Annotated in this window: 23 protein-coding genes; 12 read left to right on the forward strand and 11 right to left on the reverse strand. The window is 71.0% G+C overall.

The annotated features are described in order from the left end of the window. Window positions 1-2: 2 nt before the first annotated feature. The 5 genes from pip (at window position 3) to ACR9Y5_RS17905 (ending at window position 3,820) form a co-directional block, all read left to right on the forward strand. A complete protein-coding gene (gene pip, locus ACR9Y5_RS17885) occupies window positions 3-950 on the forward strand; it encodes a prolyl aminopeptidase (RefSeq protein ID WP_481299231.1) in 948 nt (315 codons plus the stop codon). Beyond that, window positions 947-1,612, forward strand: a complete 666-nt coding sequence (locus ACR9Y5_RS17890) for a nucleoside/nucleotide kinase family protein (RefSeq protein WP_481299232.1) — start codon at window positions 947-949, stop codon at window positions 1,610-1,612. Before pip ends, ACR9Y5_RS17890 begins: the two co-directional genes overlap by 4 nt. A 9-nt stretch (window positions 1,613-1,621) precedes the next feature. Then, the gene (locus tag ACR9Y5_RS17895; protein WP_481299233.1) at window positions 1,622-1,879 is read left to right on the forward strand and encodes a glutaredoxin family protein; all 258 of its coding nucleotides are present in this window, start codon (window positions 1,622-1,624) and stop codon (window positions 1,877-1,879) included. Window positions 1,880-1,955: 76 nt separating this feature from the next. Further along, complete coding sequence (locus ACR9Y5_RS17900) at window positions 1,956-2,927, forward strand: aldo/keto reductase (RefSeq protein WP_481299234.1); 972 nt, start codon at window positions 1,956-1,958, stop codon at window positions 2,925-2,927. A 32-nt stretch (window positions 2,928-2,959) separates the two neighbouring features. Further along, on the forward strand, window positions 2,960-3,820 hold the full coding sequence (locus tag ACR9Y5_RS17905) for an aldo/keto reductase (RefSeq protein ID WP_481299235.1): 861 nt from the start codon (window positions 2,960-2,962) through the stop codon (window positions 3,818-3,820). Between the two features lie 13 nt (window positions 3,821-3,833). Here ACR9Y5_RS17905 and ACR9Y5_RS17910 read toward each other — a convergent pair whose 3' ends face one another. From ACR9Y5_RS17910 to ACR9Y5_RS17930, 5 genes are all read right to left on the reverse strand, one after another. Continuing rightward, entirely contained in the window at window positions 3,834-4,700 is an 867-nt protein-coding gene (locus ACR9Y5_RS17910) for a LysR family transcriptional regulator (RefSeq protein WP_481299236.1), read from the reverse strand. A 62-nt stretch (window positions 4,701-4,762) separates the two neighbouring features. After that, window positions 4,763-5,473 (reverse strand): winged helix-turn-helix transcriptional regulator, encoded by a 711-nt coding sequence (locus ACR9Y5_RS17915; protein ID WP_481299237.1) that lies wholly within the window; start codon window positions 5,471-5,473, stop codon window positions 4,763-4,765. A 9-nt stretch (window positions 5,474-5,482) separates the two neighbouring features. Continuing rightward, complete coding sequence (locus ACR9Y5_RS17920; RefSeq protein ID WP_481299238.1) at window positions 5,483-5,938, reverse strand: VOC family protein; 456 nt, start codon at window positions 5,936-5,938, stop codon at window positions 5,483-5,485. Between the two features lie 58 nt (window positions 5,939-5,996). Beyond that, window positions 5,997-6,647: an MOSC domain-containing protein gene (locus ACR9Y5_RS17925; RefSeq protein WP_481299239.1), complete on the reverse strand. Its 651-nt coding sequence runs from the start codon at window positions 6,645-6,647 to the stop codon at window positions 5,997-5,999. Between the two features lie 12 nt (window positions 6,648-6,659). Next, entirely contained in the window at window positions 6,660-8,144 is a 1,485-nt protein-coding gene (locus ACR9Y5_RS17930) for a peptide MFS transporter (protein ID WP_481299240.1), read from the reverse strand. A gap of 114 nt (window positions 8,145-8,258) precedes the next feature. On the opposite strand from ACR9Y5_RS17930, the gene ACR9Y5_RS17935 reads away from it, so the two are divergent. The 4 genes from ACR9Y5_RS17935 (at window position 8,259) to ACR9Y5_RS17950 (ending at window position 11,420) form a co-directional block, all read left to right on the forward strand. Continuing rightward, a complete protein-coding gene (locus tag ACR9Y5_RS17935) occupies window positions 8,259-8,696 on the forward strand; it encodes an Lrp/AsnC family transcriptional regulator (RefSeq protein WP_314148117.1) in 438 nt (145 codons plus the stop codon). A gap of 51 nt (window positions 8,697-8,747) precedes the next feature. Continuing rightward, window positions 8,748-9,173: an SRPBCC family protein gene (locus ACR9Y5_RS17940; protein WP_481299241.1), complete on the forward strand. Its 426-nt coding sequence runs from the start codon at window positions 8,748-8,750 to the stop codon at window positions 9,171-9,173. Between the two features lie 88 nt (window positions 9,174-9,261). After that, on the forward strand, window positions 9,262-9,999 hold the full coding sequence (locus ACR9Y5_RS17945; protein ID WP_481299242.1) for a response regulator transcription factor: 738 nt from the start codon (window positions 9,262-9,264) through the stop codon (window positions 9,997-9,999). Next, on the forward strand, window positions 9,996-11,420 hold the full coding sequence (locus tag ACR9Y5_RS17950; RefSeq protein ID WP_481299243.1) for a sensor histidine kinase: 1,425 nt from the start codon (window positions 9,996-9,998) through the stop codon (window positions 11,418-11,420). Before ACR9Y5_RS17945 ends, ACR9Y5_RS17950 begins: the two co-directional genes overlap by 4 nt. A 36-nt stretch (window positions 11,421-11,456) precedes the next feature. Here ACR9Y5_RS17950 and ACR9Y5_RS17955 read toward each other — a convergent pair whose 3' ends face one another. Together ACR9Y5_RS17955 and ACR9Y5_RS17960 are read right to left on the reverse strand one after the other, a co-directional pair. Then, window positions 11,457-12,290, reverse strand: coding sequence for an aldo/keto reductase (locus tag ACR9Y5_RS17955; protein ID WP_481299244.1), 834 nt, complete (start codon window positions 12,288-12,290; stop codon window positions 11,457-11,459). A 5-nt stretch (window positions 12,291-12,295) separates the two neighbouring features. Beyond that, the gene (locus tag ACR9Y5_RS17960; RefSeq protein WP_481299245.1) at window positions 12,296-15,931 is read right to left on the reverse strand and encodes a proline dehydrogenase family protein; all 3,636 of its coding nucleotides are present in this window, start codon (window positions 15,929-15,931) and stop codon (window positions 12,296-12,298) included. Between the two features lie 83 nt (window positions 15,932-16,014). Here ACR9Y5_RS17960 and ACR9Y5_RS17965 point away from each other — a divergent pair, with 83 nt between their 5' ends. Together ACR9Y5_RS17965 and ACR9Y5_RS17970 are read left to right on the forward strand one after the other, a co-directional pair. Next, on the forward strand, window positions 16,015-17,604 hold the full coding sequence (locus ACR9Y5_RS17965; protein ID WP_481299246.1) for a phytoene desaturase family protein: 1,590 nt from the start codon (window positions 16,015-16,017) through the stop codon (window positions 17,602-17,604). Between the two features lie 85 nt (window positions 17,605-17,689). After that, entirely contained in the window at window positions 17,690-18,238 is a 549-nt protein-coding gene (locus ACR9Y5_RS17970) for an SRPBCC domain-containing protein (protein ID WP_481299247.1), read from the forward strand. Between the two features lie 99 nt (window positions 18,239-18,337). Here ACR9Y5_RS17970 and ACR9Y5_RS17975 read toward each other — a convergent pair whose 3' ends face one another. Then, window positions 18,338-19,303 (reverse strand): DNA-3-methyladenine glycosylase family protein, encoded by a 966-nt coding sequence (locus tag ACR9Y5_RS17975; RefSeq protein WP_481299248.1) that lies wholly within the window; start codon window positions 19,301-19,303, stop codon window positions 18,338-18,340. Window positions 19,304-19,400: 97 nt separating this feature from the next. Here ACR9Y5_RS17975 and ACR9Y5_RS17980 point away from each other — a divergent pair, with 97 nt between their 5' ends. Beyond that, entirely contained in the window at window positions 19,401-20,771 is a 1,371-nt protein-coding gene (locus ACR9Y5_RS17980) for an FAD-binding oxidoreductase (protein WP_481299249.1), read from the forward strand. Window positions 20,772-20,781: 10 nt separating this feature from the next. On the opposite strand, the gene ACR9Y5_RS17985 is transcribed toward ACR9Y5_RS17980, so the two are convergent. The 3 genes from ACR9Y5_RS17985 to ACR9Y5_RS17995 form a co-directional block, all read right to left on the reverse strand. Continuing rightward, window positions 20,782-21,342 carry an acyl-CoA thioesterase gene (locus ACR9Y5_RS17985; RefSeq protein ID WP_481299603.1) on the reverse strand — a complete coding sequence of 187 codons (561 nt, stop codon included), beginning with the start codon at window positions 21,340-21,342 and terminating at the stop codon, window positions 20,782-20,784. Between the two features lie 96 nt (window positions 21,343-21,438). After that, window positions 21,439-23,247, reverse strand: a complete 1,809-nt coding sequence (gene menD / locus ACR9Y5_RS17990; protein ID WP_481299250.1) for a 2-succinyl-5-enolpyruvyl-6-hydroxy-3-cyclohexene-1-carboxylic-acid synthase — start codon at window positions 23,245-23,247, stop codon at window positions 21,439-21,441. After that, the gene (locus ACR9Y5_RS17995) at window positions 23,240-23,596 is read right to left on the reverse strand and encodes a PLD nuclease N-terminal domain-containing protein (protein ID WP_481299251.1); all 357 of its coding nucleotides are present in this window, start codon (window positions 23,594-23,596) and stop codon (window positions 23,240-23,242) included. The genes menD and ACR9Y5_RS17995 overlap by 8 nt, the downstream gene beginning before the upstream one ends. Window positions 23,597-23,601: the final 5 nt, after the last annotated feature.

Genomic DNA, 23,601 nt, shown 5'->3' on the forward strand with positions numbered 1-23,601 from the left:
GAATGTTCCCTGTCATCGAGCCCTTCGCACACGGGTGGGTGGAGAACCCCGACGGCGACAGCATCTACTGGGAGACGAGCGGCAACCCGGACGGCATCCCGGCGCTCTGGCTGCACGGCGGTCCCGGCTCCGGCTTGGGCACGGGCAGCTACCGCAGACGATACGACCCGGAGCGGTTCCTGCTGGTGGGGATCGACCAGCGCGGGTGCGGGCGGAGCACCCCGTCCGTCGCGGACAAGCCGGAGCGGCTCGCACGCAACACGACCGACGGCCTCATCGCGGACATCGAGCTCGTGCGCGAACGGATCGGAATCGACCGCTGGATCGTCACGGGCGGCTCGTGGGGGTCGACCCTCGCACTCGCCTACGCGCTCGAGCATCCCCGCCGGGTGCGCGGAATCGTGCTCGGCGCCGTGACGACGACCGGCCGCGACGAGGTCGACTGGCTCACGGAGACCATGGGCCGCGTCTTCCCGGAGGCGTGGGAGGCGCTCGAGGCCGCATCCGGACGGCATCCCGGCGAGCGAGTGATCGAGGCGTACGCGCGGATCCTGGCCCACGGAACGACCGAGGAGCGGATGGGCGCAGCGGACGCCTGGGACGCGTGGGAGTCGACGCACGTGTCGCTCGACCCGAACGCCACCCCTGGCCCGCTGCACGACGACCCTGTCCAGCGGCTCGTGTTCGCGACGCTGGTGACGCACTACTGGGCGAACGACGCCTTCCTCCCGGGCGAGCGCGCCATCCTGAACCGCGTCCCCGAGCTGACGCACATCCCCGCGGTACTGATCCACGGCCGCCATGACGTGAGCGGACCGGTGATCACGCCGTGGCTGCTCCACCGGGCGTGGCCGGCGAGCCGGTTGATCGTCGTCGAGAGCGAGGGCCACGGCGGGCCGGAGTCGTCCGAGCTGATGGCCCGGGCGATCAGCGGGATGGTCGACGCGTGACCGCGCGCGACCCGCTGGAGGAGCTCATCCGGCGCGCCACCGCGCTGGCGGCCGCCGACGGGCGGGCAGTCTTGGGGATCGCAGGCAGCCCCGGCTCCGGCAAGACCACCCTCGCCCGTGCGGTCGCGGCCGGCGTGAACCGGCTGGCCGGTCCCGGGACCGCGGTCCACCTGCCGATGGACGGCTTCCACCTGGCGAACGCGACGCTGGATGCGCTCGACCGTCACGACCGGAAGGGCGCGATCGACACGTTCGACGGCTGGGGGTTCGTCGCGCTCCTGGCGCGCGCGCGGGCCGAGCGAGCGAACCCGGTCTATGCGCCCTCCTTCGAGCGAACCGTCGACGAGCCGGTCGCCGGCGCCATCCCGATCCCGCCCGGAACGCGGCTGGTCGTCGCCGAAGGCAACTATCTGCTCGTCGACGAGGACCCGTGGTCGCGGATCCCCGCACTCCTGTCCGAGAGCTGGTTCGTCGCGACGCCCGACGACGAGCGGATGCGGCGCCTGGTCGACCGGCACACACGCCACGGGCGCACTCCGGAGGCCGCCGCCGCGTGGGCGCGCGACGTCGACGGGGCGAACGCCGTGCTGATCGAGGCGTCACGGCCGCGCGCGACGCTCGTGGTGGACGGCACCACCGGACTCCCAGGCGATCCCGCATAGCCTGGTGCTATGACTGCTCCGACCGAGAACTTCGACCGCCTGACCGTCTTCGGCGCCGACTGGTGCCGCGATTGCATCCGCTCCAAGTCCCTGCTGGACCGCCTCGGCGCCGACTACGAGTACATCGACCTGGTCGCCCGCCCGGAGGAGGCCGACCGCGCCCAGCGGATCAGCGGCCGCACGAACATCCCCGTCGTGGTCTTCCCCGACGGCCGCCACCTGGTCGAGCCGACCGACCCCGAGCTGGAGGCCGCGCTCCGCGGCTGATTGATCGCCGGGACCGCGCAATCCCATCCACGCCACCTGTTGGACAACTGACTCGGACCAGCGCAGAGTGGCGGTCATGGAGTACACACACCTGGGCCGCTCCGGCCTGAAGGTCTCGCGCCTCGTTCTCGGCACGATGAACTTCGGACCGCAGACGACCGAAGAGGATTCCCACCGGATCATGGATGCCGCGCACGACGCCGGCATCAACTACTTCGACACCGCCAACGTCTACGGCCAGCACAAGGGCCGCGGCGCCACCGAGACGATCGTCGGCAACTGGTTCGCGCAGGGCGGCGGCCGGCGCGAGAAGACCGTCATCGCCACCAAGCTGTACGGCGACATGGGCGACTGGCCGAACGAGAACCGACTGTCGGCTCTCAACATCCGCCGCGCCCTCGACGCCAGCCTGAAGCGGCTGCAGACCGACTACATCGACATCTACCAGTTCCACCACGTCGACCGGGACACCCCCTGGGACGAGATCTGGCAGGGGATCGAGACCGCGATCGCGCAAGGCAAGATCCTGTACGCCGGCTCCAGCAACTTCGCGGGCTGGCACATCGCGACCGCCCAGGCAGAGGCGCGTAAGCGCAACCTGCTCGGCCTGGTCAGCGAGCAGTCGATCTACAACCTGCTCACCCGCCAGGTCGAGCTGGAGGTGCTGCCCGCCGCCCAGGCCAACGGCGTCGGCGTCATCGCCTGGTCGCCGCTGCACGGCGGACTGCTCGGCGGCGTGGTCCGCAAGCAGAACGAGGGGAAGCGCCGCCTGGAGGGCCGCTCCGCGGAGACGCTCGAGAAGCATCGCGACGCCATCGAGGCGTACGAGGACTTCGCCGCCGAACTCGGCCACGAACCCGGCGACCTCGCGCTCGCGTGGCTCCTCACCCGCCCCGGCGTCACCGGCCCGATCATCGGGCCGCGCACGCAGGAGCAGCTCGACGGAGGTCTCCGCGCCCTCGAGATCACACTCGACGACGCCGCGCTCGCACGGCTCGACGAGATCTTCCCGGGCCACCGGACGGCCCCCGAGGACTACGCCTGGTGACCCCGGGCATCCACCACACGGAAGGACAGCAGTTGAAGACTCGTACCATCGGCGACGTCGAGGTCTCGGCGATCGGCCTGGGCGGCATGCCCATGTCGATCGAGGGACGACCCGACCGGGAGCGTTCCATCACGACCATCCATGCCGCGCTCGATGAGGGCATCACCTTCATCGACACCGCGGACGCGTACCACCTGGAGGCCGGCGAGGTCGGTCACAACGAGGAGCTGATCGCGGAGGCGCTGCGCAGCTGGAGTGGTGACGCGTCGGCTGTGCTCGTCGCCACGAAGGGCGGCCACCTCCGGCCCGGCGACGGCTCGTGGACGTTGAACGGGCACCCGGACTACATCAAGGAGGCCGCCAAGGAGTCACTGCGGCGGCTCGGCGGCGACGCGATCGGGCTTTACCAGTTCCACCGTCCCGACCCCGGCGTCCCCTACGCCGACTCGGTCGGCGCCATCCGCGACCTGCTCGACGAGGGCATCATCCGCATGGCGGGCATCTCGAACGCGAACCCGGACCAGATCCGCGAGGCCCAGGAAATCCTGAGCGGACGGCTGGTGTCGGTGCAGAACCAGTTCTCGCCGGCCTTCCGGTCGAGCGAGCCGGAGCTTCGGCTCGCCGACGAGCTCGGCATCGCCTTCCTGCCGTGGAGCCCGCTCGGCGGCATCTCCTCCGCGGGCGAGCTCGGCAGCCGGTTCGAGCCGTTCAAGGACGTGGCGGACGCCCGCGGGATCAGCCCGCAGGTCGTCGCCCTGGCGTGGCACCTGGCGCAGAGCCCGCACGTCATCCCGATCCCCGGTTCGTCGCGCCCCGAGACCATCCGCGACTCCGTGACCGCGGTGGATGTGGAGCTCACGCCCGAGGAGCTCGAGGCGCTGAACGCGGCCTGAGCCGCAGCGCCGGTCAGTCCGGTTCGAGCTGCGTCAGGAAAGCGGACGCGGCCGGACTGGGCTGATCGGCGACCGCCACGGCGACGCTCCAGGCCGGAGCGTCCTGCAGGCGGACGGCACGGAGGGCGTCCGGCCGCTTGAGGGCGAAGCTCGCAGGGACCACGGCCACCCCGAGGTTGTAGCCGACGAGGTCGAGCAGCGGATGCACATCGTTGACCTCCATCGCCGCCCGGTAGTCGAACCCGGCGGCGGCGAAAGCGCGCCGGGTGAGCGACTGAGCGGCCCAGCCCTCCTGGAACCCGACCAGCGGCTCGCCCCGCAGCCGGTCGAGGGGGATCGACCCCTCCGCGGCGAACGGGTGCTGCGGGTGGCAGAGCACGAGCATCTCCTGCGTGCTCAGCGGGCGCAGCACCACCCCGGCCGGCGTGTGACCGGTGTCGACGACGAGGGCGACGTCGGCGCGGCCGCCGGCCACATCCTCCATCAGCTCCTCTGAGCCGGAGTAGCGCAGTCGAACCTCTACGCCGGGGTTCACGGTCCGGAACGCGGCCAGCTCGGCGGGCAGATCGACGGAGCCCAGGCAGGGCTCCGCGCCGATCGTCAGCCGTCCGCTGAGCAGACCGCGGACGGCGGCGACGGCGTTCCGCGCCGCGGCGGCGCTCGCCAGCGTGCGGACCGAGTCCGCCAGCAGCGCCTGGCCGGCGGCCGTCAGCTCCACGCGCCGCGTGCTGCGGACGAACAGGGAGGTGCCCAGCTCCTGCTCGAGCGAGCGGATGGACGCGGACAGGCCCGACTGCGAGATACGCAGGAGTTCGGCGGCACGGGTGAAGTGGCGCTCCTCGGCGACGGCGACGAAGTGCTGAAGTTGGCGGAGTTCCATTCAGCGATCGTACTGCTCAATCGCCTCCGCTCCATATCCGGCAGCGATACGCGCGGATGCGCCTAGGCGGCGGACGCCGCCGGGGAGGCCTCCACGCCGGGAAGCGTGTCGAAACGGAAGGTGCGGCGGAACCGGTCCACGAGCTCCGGGCCGCCCGTCAGCACGTCCAGCCGGGGCATGCCGTCGCCGAGGAGCGCGCCGAGCTCGTCCCGCTCCAGCTGGAACTCCACGACGTCCGCGGGCGGCGGGAGGTCGACCCGTCGCTGCGGCTGCGGGAGCGCCTCCGGCCCCACATCCAGAACATCGAGCACGCGCCCCGCGACGACGACGCTGACGGAGGCGTCCCCGACGTGGATGAGGTACTCGGTGGCGGGCAGGGCCGCCGCTGCCTCGGCGCGGAACGCGGCGCGCAGCGTCACCCCCAGCGCGTCGGTCGTGAGCACATCGCCGTCTGCGCCCTCCTCAGGCACCGCCCAGCCCCAGCGCTCGAGAGCCAGCACGACCGGTTCGAGCTCGCGACCGAGAGCGGTCAGCTCGTAGCCGCCGCGGACCGTCGGCACGCGGCGGATCACCCCGGACTGCTGCAGCTCCTTGAGCCGGTCGCTCAGGATGTTCGTCGGGATGCGCGGGAGCCCCGCCTTCAGATCGCTGTAGCGTCGCGCGCCGGCCAGCAGGTCGCGCACGATGAGCAGTGCCCACCGCTCGCCGACCCGCTCGACCGCGCGCGCCACTCCCCCGGACTGGCCGAAGCCCCGTGGTGACCGTGCCGCCATGCGCGGCCGTCAGGCCTGGGCGGGAGCGTCGGCGCCCTGCCCGGCCATGTACGCCTCCGGCCCCTTCTCTGCGGCTTCCGGCGCCATCCAGAGGAAGGACAGGTTGTTGCCGTCCGGGTCCTCGAGGTCCCGGGCGTACATGAAGCCGTAGTCCTGCGCCGGGCGCGGCTCGTTGCCGCCCGCCTCGATGCCCTTGGCGACGATCGCGTCCACACCTTCGCGCGAGTCCGCACTCAGGGCGATCGATGCTCCCGCCTGGCTGTGCGGATCGATGATCTGCTTGTCGGTGAAGGTGGCGTAGAACTCGCGGGTCTGCAGCATGAAGTAGATGGTGTCGCTGAGCACGACGCAGGCCGCGTTCTCGTCGGTGAAGAGCGGGTTGATCGTGTAGCCGAGCGCCTCGTAGAACGCTTTGGACCGGTCGAGGTCGGCCGTCGGGATGTTGACGAAAATGTTGGTGGCCATGATGTCCTCCTGATGAATGATCCGGTGTCGGAATACGCCTAGCTTGCTCTTTGCAAGTTCACTTGTCAAGAACAAGTAAACCGCGTTTGCGCAGCGCAGCGATCGCCTCCTGCATCTCCCGCGCCAGCCGCAACCGGCCGTCCGCCTCGGCGGCCTCCAGGGCGACCGCCTGACCCGCATCCGCCCCCCAGGACGCGACCGTCACGCCGTGGCCGGGCCGCGACACGACCCGGACGGCGTCGCCCGCTCCGACGCTGCCCGGCTTCACCACCGACAGGTAGGCGCCGGGCCGGCCCTCCTCGGTGAAACGCTTCACCCACTGCGGCTCCCGCATCCTGCGCTGGAACGTCGCGCACGGCTCCCGCGGGCACGTGACCTCCACGACCAGCTCGTCGCCGATCGCCCAGCGCTCACCGATCTCGGCGCCGTTCACGTCCAGACCGGAGGTGCGGAGGTTCTCGCCGAACAGTCCCGGAGGGATCAGGCGGTCCAGCTTCCCGGCCCAGACGGCCGCATCCTCATCGGCGTAGGCGTACAGCGCCTTCGAGACGCCGCCGTGGTGCTTCCGGTCCGCCTGCACGTCGCCGTGGAGCCCGAGCGGCCGCACCCGCAGCCGCCGGTTCGCGGGTCGCTTGTCGATGGCGGTGACGCCGATACCGGAATCCGGAAGCAGCTGCTCCACCCGGCACACCGCGAGAATCTCTGCCATCGGCCCAGTATGTCAGCGCACCCCGCGCATCATCCGGAGAACCCAGGGGCTGATCACGGCGAGCAGGATGCCGATGACCACGGCGACACCGCCGATGATGCTGAAGTAGACGCCCTCCGTCGCCGGGGAGTACAGCTTGGCGAGCTGTCCCGCCATCGCCGTACCGAGAGCGACCGACAGGAAGTAGAGCGCCACCATCTGCGCCTGGAAGGAGCGTGGGGCGAGCTTCGTGGATGCCGACAGCCCGACCGGCGAGATCAAGAGCTCCGCGATGGTGAAGACGAGGAGGATGCCGACGATGGCCAGCAGCGGCGTGCTGTTCCTGCCGCCGCCGGCCCAGAACAGGAACAGGAAGAACGCCAGGCCCATCACCACGGTGCCCGCGGCGAACTTGATCGGGGTCGACGGCTGCTTCTCACCCCACTTCGTCCAGATCGCGGCGAAGACGCCGGAGAGCACGATGACGAAGATCGGGTTGATGGACTGCACCCACGAGACCGGGAACTCCCACCCGAAGAGGTCGCGGTTCAGCCGCTCGTCGGAGTAGATCGTCACGACGGTGAACTGCTGCTGGTACAGCGACCAGAACGCCGCGTTCGTGATGAACAGCGGGATGAAGGCGAGGATGCGGCTGCGCTCGTCGCTGTTCAGCAGCCGCGACGACAGGATCACGACGAAGTACGCGATGGCCGCGACGATCGTGACGCCGATCACCCAGAGCGCGAGGTTGAAGGCGTTGATCACGTGCGTCAGCACCAGGACCACGACGACGATGATCCCGGCCACGCCGATCCCGACGACCAGGGGGTAGCGCCGCCGCTCCAGCGGGTTCGGGACGTGCCGGGATGCGTCCGGCAGGCGCTTCCGGCCCAGCGAGTACTGGATGAGACCGATCGCCATGCCGACCGCGGCGAGCGCGAACCCCCAGTGGAAGCCGAGCGTCGTCTGCAGCAGGCCGGTGAGGAGCGGCCCGAAGAACGCGCCCAGGTTGATGCCGAGGTAGAAGAGCGAGAAACCCGCGTCACGCCGCGGGTCCTTCTGCTCGTACAGCGTCCCGACGATGCGGGTGGCGTTGGCCTTGAGACCGCCGCTGCCCAGGGCGACGAACAGCAGACCGACGAGCACGCCGGCGGCACCGGGGATGAGGGCGAGCGAGATGTGCCCGGCCATGATCACGACGGCGCTCCAGAACAGCACCCGCTCGGAGCCGAACAGGCGGTCGGCGAGCCACGCACCGAGGATCGTGGCGAGGTAGACCGAGCCACCGTACGCGCCCACCACGCCCGCGGCCGTGGGCTGGTCGATCCCGAGACCGCCGCGCTCGACCGAGTAGTAGAGGTAGATGAGCAGGATGCCCTGCATCCCGTAGAAGGAGAACCGCTCCCACATCTCCACGCCGAAGATGTTGGCGAGGGCTCTCGGCTGCCCGAAGAAGCCGTGGCTCGCGTCGTCGTCGCGGCGAGTCGACGCGGTGTCGGTTTCGCTCATGGCGCCCATGCTCCCACCGCGGGCGCGCGGCCGAAACGCGTCAGATGGCGAGAGATTGCGCCGATGCGCACAATTCGGTCACATCGTTGACGCCGACGCAACGATCCACCATAAACTCACCCCGTGGACAACCTCGATCGCAGCATCCTCGACCTCCTGCGGCAGAACGCGCGGGCCGGCTACGGCGACATCGGCTCGGTGGTGGGTCTCTCCGCCTCCGCCGTGAAGCGCCGCGTCGACCGCCTGGTCGCCGACGGGGTGATCCGCGGGTTCACGATCCAGGTCGACCCGGCGATCGACGGCATGAGCACTGAGGCCTACGTGGAGCTGTTCTGCCGTGGCACGGTGTCGCCCGAGGAACTGCTGCGCATCCTCTCCGCCGTGCCCGAGGTGGTGGACGCCGGCACAGTGACCGGCAGCGCGGACGCGATCGTCCACATCCGCTCCCGCGACATCCCGAGCCTCGAAGCCGCGCTCGAGAAGGTGCGCCTGGCCCCGAACGTCGACCACACACGCAGCGCGATCGTCCTCTCGCGGCTCATCAACCGCGGCAACGGCTGACTGTCGCGAAAGTTCAAGACTCCCGGGCCGCGGCAGGACGAGAGTGGCGGCATGAGTACGACAGCACGAGCGGACATCCGTGTCGATGCCTCCCGCGAGCGCCTCTGGCAGGCACTGACCGACCCGGAGACCATCTCACGGTTCCTCTTCGGCAGCCGCGTCGAGACCGACTGGCGGCCCGGCAGCCCGATCGTCTACCACGGGGAATGGGATGGCAAGCCGTACGAGGACAAGGGCGTGATCCTCGAGTTCGAGCCCCGCGACCGCCTCGTCACCAGCTACTACAGCCCGCTCAGCGGAAAACCGGATGCGCCCGAGAGCTACCAGACGGTGTCCTACCTGCTCGCCGACGATGGCGCGGGGACGCGCGTGACGATCACGCAGGACGGGTGCGCGGACGAGGCGGACGCCGAGCGCATGGCCGCCAACTGGACCGGCGTGCTCGAGAGTCTTAAGAGCGTGGTCGAAGGCGGCTGAGCGCGGCCTGCGAGAACCTTCAGAGCCGCCGAGCCCCGCGGCGCCGCCATCCGAGCGCCGACACGGCCAACAGTGGCACGATGGGCGCATGAAGCTGCTCGTTGTCGAAGACGATCCGGACATGGGCGGCCTCGTCCAGCGCGGCCTCGCCGCCGAAGGCTACGAGGTCACCCTGGTCAATAACGGCGTGGACGCTCTGATCGCCCTGCGCGGCGACACGTTCTCCGCCGCCGCGATCGACGTGATGCTGCCCGGGATGAGCGGCTTCGAGCTGTGCCGCCACATCCGGGAGGCGTCCAACCCGATGCCGATCCTCCTGCTGACCGCTCGCGACGCGATCGAGGACCGCGTCCACGGGCTCGACTCGGGAGCCGACGACTACCTGACCAAGCCGTTCGCCTTCGCCGAGCTTGCGGCGCGCGTCCGCGCCCTGCTGCGCCGCGAGCCGAGCGGGATGCGCCCCCAGGTGACGGTCGGACGCCTCACCATCGACTCGCATGAGCACCAGGCGCTCGTGGCCGGGCACGAGATGCCGTTGAGCCGGCGCGAGTTCACCCTCCTGCGCCTGTTCGCGACGAACCCCGACAAGACGCTCTCGCGCGCGGACATCCTGGAGTCGGTCTGGGGCACGACCGAGAACATCGGCACCAACGTGATCGACCAGTACGTGTCGTACCTGCGGAAGAAGCTGGATGCCGCGGGTGCGGGACTCTCCATCGTGACCGAGCGTGGGCGCGGCTACCGCCTCGACGCCCGCAACGCGGCCGACTCGAAGAAGACTGCGGGCGCCGAGCCGGCCGCCCACGACACCGCATCGACCCCGTGAACCGCCTGCGGCGCCTGTCGATCTCGGCACGGATCACGATCGGCAGTCTGATCGTCGCCGCCCTGTTCGCCCTGCTCGCCGTCGTCATCATCCGGATCGGCGTGTCGTCGATCCTCCACAACGCGACGCTCACCCTGCTCAACAACGACGTCACGGCTCCCGTCGAAGGGCTTCCGACGCACCCCGACGGACCGTTCGATCTCCCGGGAGGCGGCCAGGAGCTGGCCGTCGTGTCCTCGGACGGCACCGTGCTCGCATCCACCATGCCCGAGGGGCTCGAAGACAGCATCAGCCGGCTGATCCGCCAAGGGGACGGAGCACGCGACGTGCAGGCGGACGGCGAGCACTACCTGGTGCTCACGCGGAGCGTCCCCACGTCCGACGGTGTGCGGTACGTGCTTGCTGCCCGGAACAGCGAGACGACGGACCTGCTGCTCGACCGCCTCACCGCTGCCCTGCTCCTCGGCGCCGGCGTGCTCATCTTCGCGTTCGCCGGCGCCTCCTGGCTGCTGGCGCGCACCGCCCTGCGGCCGGTGAGCAGGATGCGCGAGCAGGCCGACCGGATCGCCGCGTCGACGCCCGACGAAGCGGGCCTGCTGCCGGTCGGCCCCGCCCAGGACGAGCTCTCCGAACTGGCGACGACGCTCAACGACCTCATCCTGCGACTGCGCGCCTCGGCGGACCGGGAGCGGCAGATGGTGTCGGACGCGAGCCATGAGCTCCGGACGCCGTTGGCCGTGCTGCGCGGACAACTGGAACTGGCCGAGCTGGACGCAGGTGACGCCGACGCGCTGCTGCACGACATCCGCTCCTCCCACGCCACGGCCATCCGACTCGCCCAGCTGGCCAACAACCTGCTGGAGCTGTCGCGCATCGAAGCGGGACCGTCGAGCGGCCGCATCGACTGGCGGACGCTCGTGGACGAGCTGACCGACGCGATCGACCGGGCCCGGCTGCTCGTGAGCAGCGACGACGACGCCACGGGGATCTCGGTCGACTTCGAGTACGACCCGCGCCGCCGTCCGGATGCGGGCGCGCGCGTCGCGCTGTCGCCCACGGACTTCGGCCGCATCCTGGACAACCTGCTCGGCAACGCGATCACGGCGATCCGTTCGTCGGAAGGCGGTCACGCGGAGGCGACGGTCACCGCGTCGCTCGCCCTGTCGTCGGACGCACCGGAAGCCGAAGCGGTGGTGCTCACCGTCCGGGACTCCGGTCCCGGCATGCCGGAGGAGTTCATCCCCGTCGCGCTCGACCGCTTCACCCGCGCCGATGGTGCGCGCACCGGTCAGTCGGGCGGCGGACTGGGCCTCGCGATCGTCGGCGCGCTGGCGGGCGCGGCGGGCGGCCGCGTGGTGCTGCGGAACGCGGAGCCCTCCGGTCTGACCGTGACGGTCACACTTCCGCTGTTGCGGGACTGACGCCGGTCTCCGGGTCTCCCGGTCTCGGTCTCCCGGTCAGTGCCCGGTGTGGTCGGAGTCGACGCCCGCGTCGGGCCCCTCGTCGAGACGGTCGAGTTCGGTGATGTCGTCGGCGTCGAGTTCGAAGTCGAAGACGGCGAGGTTCTCGGCCATGCGCTGGGGGTTGCGCGACTTCGGGATCGCGACCAGCCCGTTCTGCACGTGCCAGCGCAGGACGATCTGGCTGGGCGTGCGGCCGTGCTTCGCGGCGAGCTCGGCGAGGACCGGCTCGGCCAGCAGGTCGCCGCTTCCGCCGATCGGGCTCCACGACTCGGTCACGATCTCGTGCTCGCTGTCGTAGGCACGCTGCTCCCGCCGCGGGATCGCCGGGCTGAGCTGGATCTGGTTGACCGCCGGGGCGACCCCGGTCTCGGCGAGGAGACGGTCGATGTGCGCAGGCTTGAAGTTGGAGACGCCGATGGCGCGCGCCTTCCCCGCCTCCCGGAGCCGGATGAACGTCTCCCAGGTCGCCACGAACTCGTCGCGCTGCGGCAGCGGCCAGTGGATGAGCAGCAGGTCCACGTAGTCGAGCCCCAGCCGCTGCAGGCTCGCGTCGAGACCGGTCGCGGCGCGGTCGTCGCCCTGGTAGTTGCCGTCGAGCTTCGTCGTCACGAACCACTCGTCGCGCGGGACACCGCTCGCGGCGACGCCACGGCCGACGCCCACCTCGTTGCCGTACTTGACTGCCGTGTCGACGTGGCGGTAGCCGATGCCGGCAGCGGCGACCACCGCCTGTTCCACCTCGGCGTCGTCGAGCGGCCACGTGCCGAGGCCGAGTTGCGGGATGCTGCCGCCACCGGTCAGCGGGAGGAAGGGGATCGAACTCGTCATGCCTGTCACCCTACGCGCGACTCGACGACGCCGTCCGACAGTGTCGTCGGGTTGCCGAACCGGTGGTTGGTGATCGAGATCGCCTGCTCCCGGAGGAACGTCAGCACCTCGATCCGCCCTGACGGCGTCACCGGACCGTCGTAGACGGCGACGTCCGGCGTTCCGCCCAGCGCCGCGGCGAGCGCGGCGCGGTCGCCGCCGATGAGGCGGATGCGGTGGGCGGTGATTCGGCGCCCGCGCACCCGGGAGAGCCAGTGCGCATCGGACTCGACGGTCACCTCGACCTCCCGTTCGCGAAGCAGGGCGAGCATCCGCTTGGGCAGCGCTGCCGGGGTGCTGACCGTGAACGGCGAGCGCGCGACCGTCGCGGCCGCCATGACGCGCAGCAGCTCGGGCAGCGAGCTCCCCTCCGACAACCGGATGGCCACGGCAACGGGCCGGTAGCGGAAGAGGTTCCGCTCGACCCCGAGCCCTGAGACGTCCTTCATCCGGTGGTATTCGGTGGCCACAGCGATCGCATCGCTCAGGGCGGAGCGCCGGACGAGGTCGAACGACGGGTAGTCCATCGACGACTGTCCCGATTCGATCAGGTCGGAGACGCGTGGTTCGAGCCCGCGCAGGTGGAGGCTCGAACTGGAGCTTCCCGCCTCCGGCACCCACGAGCCGAGCCCGATCAGGTAGTTCGGGCCTCCGGCTTTGGCGCCGGCGCCGACCGACGAGCGCTTCCAGCCTCCGAACGGCTGACGCCGCACGATCGCACCGGTGATGCCGCGGTTCACGTAGAGGTTGCCCGCCTCGACGGTGTCGAGCCAATGGGCCAGCTCCTCGGCGTCGAGCGAGTGCAGTCCTGCCGTCAGCCCGTATTCGATGGCGTTCTGGTACTGGATCGCCTCGTCGAGGTTGCGCGCGGTCATGATGCCGAGGACGGGTCCGAAGAACTCGGTGAGGTGGAAGTACGATCCCGGCGCGACGCCGGTCCGGATTCCCGGGGACCACAACCGCCCCGAACCGTCCAGCGGCTTCGGCTGAACCAGCCACTCCTCGCCCGCGCCCAACGTCGTGAGCGCATGCAGCAGCTTGCCCGACGCCGGTTCGATGAGCGGCCCCATCTGGCTGGCCGGATCGTACGGGTAGCCCACACGGAGGCTGGTCGTCGCGTCGACGAGCTGGTTGCGGAACCGCTCCGACGTGCCCGCCGAACCGACGAGGATGACCAGGCTGGCGGCGGAGCACTTCTGCCCCGCGTGGCCGAACGCGCTCTTGACGATATCGGCGACGGCCAGGTCGTAGTCGGCGCTCGGGGTGACGATGATCGCGTTCTTGCCGCTGGTCTCCGCCAGCAAGGGGAGGTCCGGCCTCCACGACCGGAAGAGCCGCGCGGTGTCGTACGACCCGGTGAGGATCACACGGTCGACGCGCGGGTCGGAGATCAGCTGCCTGCCGAGGTCGTTCTCGGCGACATCGACCAGCGCCAGCACCTCCCGCGGGATGCCCGCCTCCCACAACGCCTCCACCATCACGGCGGCCACCCGCCGCGCCTGGGGCGCCGGCTTGATGATCACCCCGCTGCCCGCGGCGAGCGCCGCGAGAACGGACCCGGCGGGGATCGCGACCGGGAAGTTCCAGGGCGGCGCCACGACGGTGAGGCGGGACGGCACGAACCGGGCGCCCTGGACGGCGTCCAGTTCGCGTGCCCGCGTCGCGTAGTAGTGCGCGAAGTCGACCGCCTCGCTCACCTCCGGATCGGCTTCCGCGATGGTCTTGCCCGTCTCGGCGGCCATGACCTCGATGAGCCGGTCACGATTGGCTTCGAGGGCGTGGCCAGCACGGTCGAGCAGCACCGCGCGCTCCTGCCCGGATCGTGCGCCCCATGCAGCGCCGGCCTCGGACACAGACTGCAGCATCCCGTCCAGTCGCGACGCGTCCGTGACGACCGCCGCCTCGATGGTGCCGACGCCGATGCTGGTCGACTCCGCGCGGACGAGGATGCGCCGGCCCCAGCCACGGTTGGCGGCCCGGGACGGGTCGGTGTCCGGTGCGTTCCGGAAGGTGTCCGGCGCCCGCAGCTCGACTCCCCCGGACCCGCGCGTCAGGCCGAGCACCACGCTCGTCAGGCCCTCGTCGCCGCCGGGCGCCGCATCGGCCGCCGGGGGATGCGTGAACGACAGCGCCGAGGCGTCCTCCCACTCGCGTGTCCGGTCCTGCTGCCGGTTCGGCACAGGCGTTGCCCCGCGAGGCCCGGCGTCCGCCTCGAACTCGGCGACCGACGCGAGGAACCGCTGCTTCTCGCGCTCGAACAGCGTCGTGTCGGATCCGAGCTGGAAGACCGCGGACATGAAGTTCTCGGGGCTGGCGTTCTCCTCCAGTCGACGGATCAGGTAGGAGATCGCGACATCGAACTCGCGCGGATCGACCACAGGCGTGTACAGCACAAGAGGCCCGACCGTCCGCATCACCACCTCCGCTTGCGCCGTCGCCATGCCCAGCAGCATCTCGAAGTCGATCCGGTCGGTCACCCCGCGGCGCGAGGCGAGCAGCCAGGCGTAGGCGATGTCGAACAGGTTGTGTCCGGCCACTCCGATCTTGACCGCATCCACGTGCTCCGGGGTGAGCGCCCAGTCCAGCACGCGCTTGTAGTTGGCGTCGGTGGACTGCTTGCTCGAGTAGGTCGCCAGGGGCCAGTCGTGGATGGTGGCGTCGACCCGCTCCATCGCCAGGTTGGCGCCCTTCACCACGCGCACTTTGATCGCGGCACCGCCCTGGATGCGACGCTGGGTCGCCCACTCGGTGAGCGTCTGCAGCGCGTCCACCGCGTCCGGCAGGTAGGCCTGCAGCACGATCCCCGCCTCGAGCCCCAAGAACTCGGGCCGGCTGAGGATGCGCATGAACACGGCCATCGTCAGGTCGAGATCGCGGTACTCCTCCATGTCGAGGTTGATGAACTTCGGCGTCGGCGACGCCGCCGCCAGTTCGTAGAGCGGCGTCAGTCGCTCGACCACCCGGTCGACGGTCTCGTCGAACGCCCACATCGACAGCTGCGAAGCGATCGACGAGACCTTGATCGAGACGTAGTCGACGTCGTCGCGCGCGAGCAGCGTGCGTGTGCCCTCGAACCGCCGCAGCGCCTCCTTCTCGCCGAGCACCGCCTCGCCGAGCAGGTTGAGATTCAGTCGCGAGCCGTGACCCTCCGGGTCGCCCGGCTCGCGGAGGCGCGCGAGTGCGGGGCCGAGCTTCTCGGGCGTCGCGTCGACCACCAGGTGGCCGACCATCCGCCGGAGGACGAGCCGCGCCAGCGGGATGACCACCCACGGCAGCACCGGGCCGAACACTCCGCCGAGCCAGATCGCGGCGCGCTGCCACCACGGAAGGAATCGCGGGATGCGCTTGGCGACCCGCTGCAGGTTGTACCCGGCGACGAAGAGGTCTTGCGGACGCGCGACGCCGTCGACGAAGCCGACCGCGAACCCGAGACCGTGGGGATCGCTCAGCACCCCCGCCAACCGCTCGGCAGCGGGGTCCCGCCGCGCCGTGGAGCCGTCGGCTCCCCGCCCGCTCTCGGCGAGCCACCGTCGCACCAGCTCGACCGCCTCGTGAGCGATCGCCGCCGGGCGCGTGTCAGCGCCATCTGTTGCATCGACCATGGTGACGACACTATTACCCGGCCCCGAACCGTCGCGGAAGCGACCTGAAGATGTGGATAACTCGTCGCCGCTAGAGTCGATCCATGACCGACCGCTCCACCTCGCCCTCCGCCGCGACGCACGACATCGTCATCGTCGGCGGCGGTCACAACGGCCTCACGGCGGCCGCCTACCTGGCCCGCGCGGGCAAGTCCGTCATCCTGCTCGAGCGCCTCGACGACGTCGGCGGCGCCGCGGTGAGCGCGCAGGCGTTCTCCGGTGTCGAGGCCCGCCTCTCGCGGTACTCCTATCTCGTGAGTCTTCTTCCGCGGCGCGTCATCGAAGACCTCGGGCTCGACATCCGCCTGGCCCGCCGGCGCTACTCCTCCTATACCCCGGTCCCGGGCGACCCCGACGGCGCGGGCCTGCTGATCGACAACACCGACCACGCCGCCACCGCCGCATCCTTCGCCCGCATCGGCGCGGCCGACGACGCGGCCGGCTTCGACTCGGTCTACCGCAGCACCGGCAAGGTCGCTGGGGCGCTCTGGCCGACGGTCACCGAGCCGCTGCTCACGCGGTCGGAGGCGCGCGCCCTCGTGGGCGACGACGCACTGTGGGACGCGCTCATCGAGCGGCCGATCGGCGAGTTCATCGAGTCGCGGGTGGAGAGCGATCTGGTGCGCGGCGTCGTCGCGACCGACGCTCTGATCGGGACGTTCGCCAGCGTCTCAGACCCGGACCTGGCGCAGAACCGCTGCTTCCTCTACCACGTGATCGGGCAGGGGACGGGCGAGTGGGACGTGCCGGTCGGCGGCATGGGCGCGGTCACCGGCGAGCTCGCCCGCGTCGCCCGGGAGGCCGGAGCGCGCATCGTGACGGGCGCCGAGGTGACGCGCATCGACCCGGACGGCACGGTCGAGTACGTCCGCAACGGCCACGAACGGCGGGTCGAGGGCGCGACGGTGCTCGTCAACGTCGCCCCCGACGTGCTCGACGGCCTGCTCGGCGAGACGCCCGAGCCGCCGCGCGACCGGGCGGAAGGCGCCCAGGTCAAGGTGAACCTCCTGCTCGAACGCCTCCCCCGGCTGCGCGACGACGCCATCGACCCGGCCGCCGCCTTCGGCGGCACGTTCCACATCAACGAGACGTACAGCCAGCTGGAGGAGGCGTACGCCGGGATGACGCGCGGCGTCATGCCGGAGCTCCTCCCCTGCGAGATCTACTGCCACACTCTCGCCGATCCCAGCATCCTCGACCCCGAGCTGGCGGCGACCGGCGCGCAGACCCTCACGGTGTTCGGGCTGCACACCCCCGACCGCTGGCTCACCGACAAGAACAACGACGCCACCCGTCAGCGGCTGCAGGATGCGGTGCTCGCGTCGCTCGACTCGGTGCTGGCCGAGCCCATCGAGAGCCTGCTGCTGACCGACGCGGACGGCAAGCCGTGCATCGAGACCAAGACGACGCGCGACCTGGAGCAGGCGCTGAACATGCCGGGTGGCAACATCTTCCACGGGCCGCTCTCCTGGCCGTTCGCGGAGGACGACGAGCCGCTCGCCACCCCCGCCGAGCGGTGGGGCGTCGCCACGCGGCACCCGCGCATCCTGCTCTGCGGCTCCGGAGCCCGTCGCGGCGGCGCGGTCAGCGGCCTCGGCGGCCACAACGCCGCCATGGCCGTGCTCGAAGGCTGAGAGGTCTCGAAACCAGCCCTCTGCCGCTTCCGGGTCGGCGTGACTAGTGTGTGCATCACCAGAGGCTGAGCCGACGGAGGTCACCATGATGCCGCAGCCGACAGGACGACTCGTCCGTAAGGACGACGGGGTCTACCTCGTTCTCGATCGCATGTTCCGTGCGCCCATCGAGGAGGTGTGGACGTACTTCAGCCGGTCCCCCCGGCTGGCCGAGTGGTTGGGCGAATACACCGGCGCGGGCTCGACCGGAGCGGTGAAGCTCCGCATGACCGCCGACGGCGACGACGCGGAGTGGCAGGACGTCACCGTCATGGAATGCGCGGCGCCCCGCAGGCTGCACGCGGACGTCGGAGCGGCCGGCTCCTCCCATCGCATGTTCGTGCATCTCACCGAGGCGACGGGCCGCACCACCGTCACCGTCGGGCGGCGGTTGCGGTCGCTGACCGAGGAGGCCGACGCCGGACCGCGGTGGGACTACTACCTGGACCGGCTGGTCGCCGCGCACGACCACAAGCCGGCTCCCGAATGGAGCAGCTACGGCCCCGTGATGGCCGACCACTACCACGCCCTCTGCCGGGAACTGGACCGCGACCTCCGTTCGGACGCTGCTGCGGCGCGCGCAGGTCGCGCCTGACCCCGGTCGCGTCTCCCGGTCGCGCGTCTGCCGGTCGCACGTCTGCCGGTCGCACGTCTTCCGATCGCGGGCCCGGCGCACTCCCGGCGCCGATGCCGCTCAGTGCCAGCGGTGATCCTGCAGCGCCATGCGCGGGCCGCGACGCTGGAAGCGGAACCCGCTCGCGAGGATGAGCCGCACGACCCGCTGCCGGTGCCCGCGCCACGGCTCCAGCAGTTCCAGCATCCCGTCGTCGTCGACCCGGCGCCCGATCAGCGCCTCGCCGACCTGGTGCGCGAGGTGGTAGTCGCCGACGCTGACCAGGTCGGGATGCGCGTGGGAGCGCTGCAGCGTCTCAGCGGCCGTCCAGACCCCGACTCCCGGGATGGTCTTCAGCGCGGTGTTCGCCGCGGCGAGGGTGTCCGCGCCCTCCACGGCCCGCTCCAGCGACCGCGCGACCGCGAGCACGGCCTGAACGGTGCGTGCGCGCCCCGGGTCGACGCCGGCGCGATGCCATTCCCACGACGGGATCCCCCGCCACTGCTCCAGCGTGGGGACGACGCGCATGCCCTCGGGCGCGGGACCGGGAGCCGGCTCCCCGTACCAGCGCAACAGCCGCGCCCACGAGCGGTACGCCTCCAAGCTCGTCACGCGCTGCTCGATGATCGCCGGGATCAGCGCCTCCAGCATCCGGCCCGTGCGAGCCAGCCGCAGCCCGGGATTGCGGTGCCGGCTGTCGCGGAGGAGGCGATGACCGCTGACGTCGAGGCCCGACCAGTCGTCGTCCCGTCCCAGCAGCCCGGGAACCGCGGCGATGGCCCAGTCGGAGCCCGGCCCCCAGGCCGCTGCCGCAACGGAGCCGTCCACGGACGGACGATGGATGCGCAGCGTCGCCGCGCCGTGCGGGGTGCGCCACGTGCGCCACATCCCGCGAAGGTCCCACACCGTGGTGGGATCGTACGGGCCCCGGCCCAGCAACGCGAGTGTGCCCGGCATGTCGAGAGGCCCGGACGGGCGGTACACGGTCTCCGCGTCGGGCGCCGCGCCCGCGCCGGCCGGGCGGGGCGCAGGCAGGACGGCGGACATGCTGGAATGCTACGTCACGCGGCTGACCTTCCGGCGTGCGCATCCCGCCTCGTCGAGACCCTTCCCGCATGTCGGGGGTCTCCCCTAGATTTCCGCCATGGGAATCGAACTCGACACGTCCGCTGTCGCGCGCCTGCGCGACGCCGTCACCGGCGCCGTCTACGTCCGCGGCGATGAGGGGCTCGCCGCCGAAGTCGTCTGCTTCAATCTCGCCATCCGGCATGATCCCGACATCGTCGTCGCCGTCTCCGACGAACAGGACGTTGTGGAGGCCGTGCTCTTCGCCCGGGCCGCCGGCATGCCGGTGCACGTGCAGGCCACCGGCCACGGCGCCGAGGCGCCGATCGTGGGCGGCATGATCATCTCGACCCGGGGCCTCGACGGCCTCACGATCGACGCGGATGCGCGGCTCGCCCACATCGACGCGGGGCTTCGCTGGGCGCCGGTCATCGTCGCCGCCGCGGAGCACGGTCTCGCGCCGGTGAGCGGGTCGTCCACCAGCGTCGGCGCGGTCGGCTACAGCCTGGGGGGCGGCCTGGGTCCGCTCGCCCGCCGTTTCGGCTTCACCTCCGACTGGATCCGCGGCTTCCGCGTCGTCACCGCGGACGGCCGCGTCGTCGTGGCCGACCGGGAGACGAACGCCGATCTCTTCTGGGCTCTCCGCGGTGGGAAGGGCGGCTTGGCGATCGTCACACGCATGACCCTGGAACTCGTTCCGCTGCGTTCCCTGTACGGAGGAAGCGTCTTCTTCGAAGGCACCGCGATCGAGCCCGCACTGCGAGCCTGGGTCGACTGGTCCGCCGAGCTGCCTGACGAGGCGACCACCTCCGTCGCTCTGCTCACCGTGCCGGACGTCGACGGACCGCCGCCGCCCCTGCGCGGCCGAACGGTCCTGAGCGTCCGGTTCGCCTTCCCCGGGGACACCGCCGACGGCGAGCGCCTCTTCGCCCCGATCCGCGATGCGGCGCCGGTCTACCTGGATTTCGTGGCGGAGATGCCGGTCACCGCTGTCGCCGGCATCCACAACGATCCGGAGGAGGGCGGCCCGACCTGGCTACGCGGCTACATGCTCGACACCTTCGATCAGGATGCGGCCGACGTCATCCTCGAACTCGCCGGCCCGGGCTCCGGGTCGCCGTTCCTCGCGGTCGAGCTCCGTCAGCTCGGCGGCGCCACCGCGCGCGACACCGATGACGGCTCGGCGGTGGGCGGTCGCGACAGCGGCTACACGCTCTCGCTGCTCGCCGCCGATCCGTCCACCTTCGCCGAGGCGGCTCCGGCCCGGGCGCAGGCGATCGTGGAGGCGCTGAGCGACCGCATCTCCGCCGTCACCAATGTCAACTTCGCCGGCGATCTCGCCGACCGCACGGCCTTCCAGAAGGTGTGGCCCGCGGACGTCGGCGAACGACTGACCGCAACGCGTGCGCAGTGGGACCCGGAGAAGGTGTTCGCGTTCGGCCCCGCATGAGCCGGGGGCGTCACTCACCCCAGACGCTGGGCGCCTCGACACGGGTCGAGGGCAGCCCGGCGTCCGCGCCCCACTGCCGCAGCCACTCCGGGACGGTGACGTCGGTGGGCGACGGCCCCACGGCGTCCAGCAGTTCGGCGATCGACACCACCCCGCCTGAGCGCTTGAGGAACCGTCCCCGGATGAACGCCTGCGTGTAGATCTCGCCGTCGACGGTGAAGCGCTGTTCCACGTAGACCGCCTTGTCGTCGAAGCCGAGGATGCGCGACTCGACCACGAACGGCTGCCACAGCTCCAGAGACTTCCGGAAGGAGATCGTCTCGGAGGCGACCACCGGATACCAGCCGCGGCGTTTGAAGATCGCCCAGACGCCGTTGCGCTGCAGCAGGTCGAAGCGCCCGATATCGGCGATGGACAGGTACACCCCGTTGTTCATGTGCCTGAGGATGTCCAGGTCCGTCGGCAGCACCCGGAAGCGGGTGCGTGCAACGTCCCAGTGGCCGAGGCGTGGGCCGAAGCGCGAGAAGATCGCGTGAAGCATCGTCCGGAAGATCATGTGCACGCGGGCAATCGTAGTGATCAGCTCACGGATCGGCGCATTCGTTGTACGGCGTCTCCAATCGATGCGGTGCCGAGCGGATGCGGCGTTGTGCGCACCGCATGACAGTCAGCGCGGGAGCGGGACCTCCAGGATGCTGACGCCGGCGGGCGGCGCGGACAGCGCTTGATCCAGCTCGCCCTTGGTGCGCGCGACACTGTGACGCCAGCCGTACGCAGCGGCGAGGGCGGCGATGTCGACGGAGTGCGGTGTGTACAGCACGCGATCGAAAGCGGTGTCCGGCGCGGTGGCCGCGACCTCCAGGCCGTCGAAGATGGTCCCGCCGCCGTCGTTGCCGACGATGACCTGGAGATGCGGACGCGCCTCGCCGACGCCGAGGAGCAGCGATCCCGCATCGTGCAACAGCGCGAGATCGCCGAGCAGCACGCGTGTGACACCGGAGGGAGCGCCCGCCTGTTCGGCCACCGCTGCCGCTGCGCGGGCGACGCCCGTAGCAGTGGCAATGGTCCCGTCGATCCCCGCGAGACCGCGGTTGGCGTGCACCGCGATCCTCTTGCCCGGCACGATCCGGTCGACATCCCGGATCAGGCGCGACGCGCCGAGAACCAGGCGGTCGTGCGGCCAGGTGTAGCGCCAGACCGCCTCCGCCAGGATCGTCCGCGTGATCGGCGCGCGCACGGCCGCAAGCTCCGCTTGGGCGAACGCCAGCGCATCCGCCGGATCGAACGACCGCGCCTTCTCGACATCCGGGGCGACGGCCGCAGGATTCGCCTCCTGCTCGGCACGTTCCGCGATTCGACGGCTCGCGAAGACCCAGCGGCCGACCCAGCCGCGCACCTCCGGCGACCGCAGGTCGGTGGATGCGCCGGCCCGCACCCCGCCCACGACTCGCGCCCGGCGGGCCGGGTTGTACGCCTGAGCCCCGGTCGGCGCCACGACGACGACCTCGACGCCATCACGGGTCAGCAGGGCCGGGACCTCTCGACTCAGGGTCGGATGGCCGAACACGATCGCGCGCTGGACGGCGCCGCCGAAGTCCTCGTCGCGGAGCAGCTCCCGGTACGAGACCACGAGGTTGGGCCCGAAGTGGGCGCCGCTGGAGACCTCCGCGATCAGGGGAAGGCCGGCTTCCCGGGCGAATTCCTCGGCACGTGGACCGGCGTCGGCGCCGGCGACCACGACGGACCGCGGGCCCGGCTCGATGACCACGATGGAGCGTCCCAGAGCCTCGGCGCCGGCCGTGGAGGGCAGTGCCCCCGCGATGGGCTCCGGAAGCTCGGGAACAGCCGCCGAGAGCGGCTCGCGGAAGGCCACGTTCAGGTGCACCGGACCGGGGTCGGCGCTGTCCGCGCCCACGGCCGAGCGCACGGCCGCCTCCGCGAGCGCGGCGGCGCGCTCGTCCTCGGCGGCGTCGCCGGTCGGCGCCTCCACATCCTGCGACCAGCGCACGGCGGCCGCGTACAGCCCGTCCTGCTGCGTGGTCTGATTCGAGCGGATCCCGCGCAGTTCCTGCGGGCGGTCACCGGTCAGGACGATCAGAGGGATGCCCGCCTCGTGCGCTTCGAGCACCGCCGGGTGCAGGTTGGCGGTGGCGGTGCCGCTGGTGGTGATGACGACGGCCGGGGCCCCGGTCTCCCGGGCGAGCCCCAGCGCGAGGAACCCACCGGACCGCTCGTCGATCCGCACGTGGAGACGCGTGGAGCGGGAGCGTTCGAGTTCGGCCGCGACGAGCGCGAGCGCTTGCGACCGCGATCCCGGGCTGACGACGACGTCGCGCACGCCGTTCCGTACCAAGCCGCTGAGGAGGGCCAGGGAGAAGTCGGTCGCCGGGTTGCCCGTGGCCCTGCCGGCGAGCGCCGTCGTGCCCGCTTCGGTGGATGCGCCCGTGGCGTCGCCCGCCTGCGGGCGGTCACCCATCCCGGCGGCCGGTCTGGTCGTTGTCGGGACCGTTGTCGTCCAGCTCGGCCAGCTCCTTCTCGAGCTGGCGGATGCGCTCCTCCTGGTCGTGGTCCAGTCGCAGCTTGCCGAGGAACTCCGGGTCGTCGTCGGGTGCGGTCACGCGCCGCCCGACGTCGGATCTGCGACGCCCTCGTCCGATGAGGAACCAGAGGATCCCGCCGACGACCGGGAACAGGATGATGATGAGCAGCCACACGGGCTTGGGAAGGCCACGCACTCGCGAACGGTCGAACAGGGCGCAGTCTGCCACCGAATAGATGTAGAACACCACGGCTGCGACGCCGAGGGCTATCCAGAGGCGAACCATGGGTC

Source organism: Leifsonia sp. KNZ13-11D, from assembly GCF_056754895.1.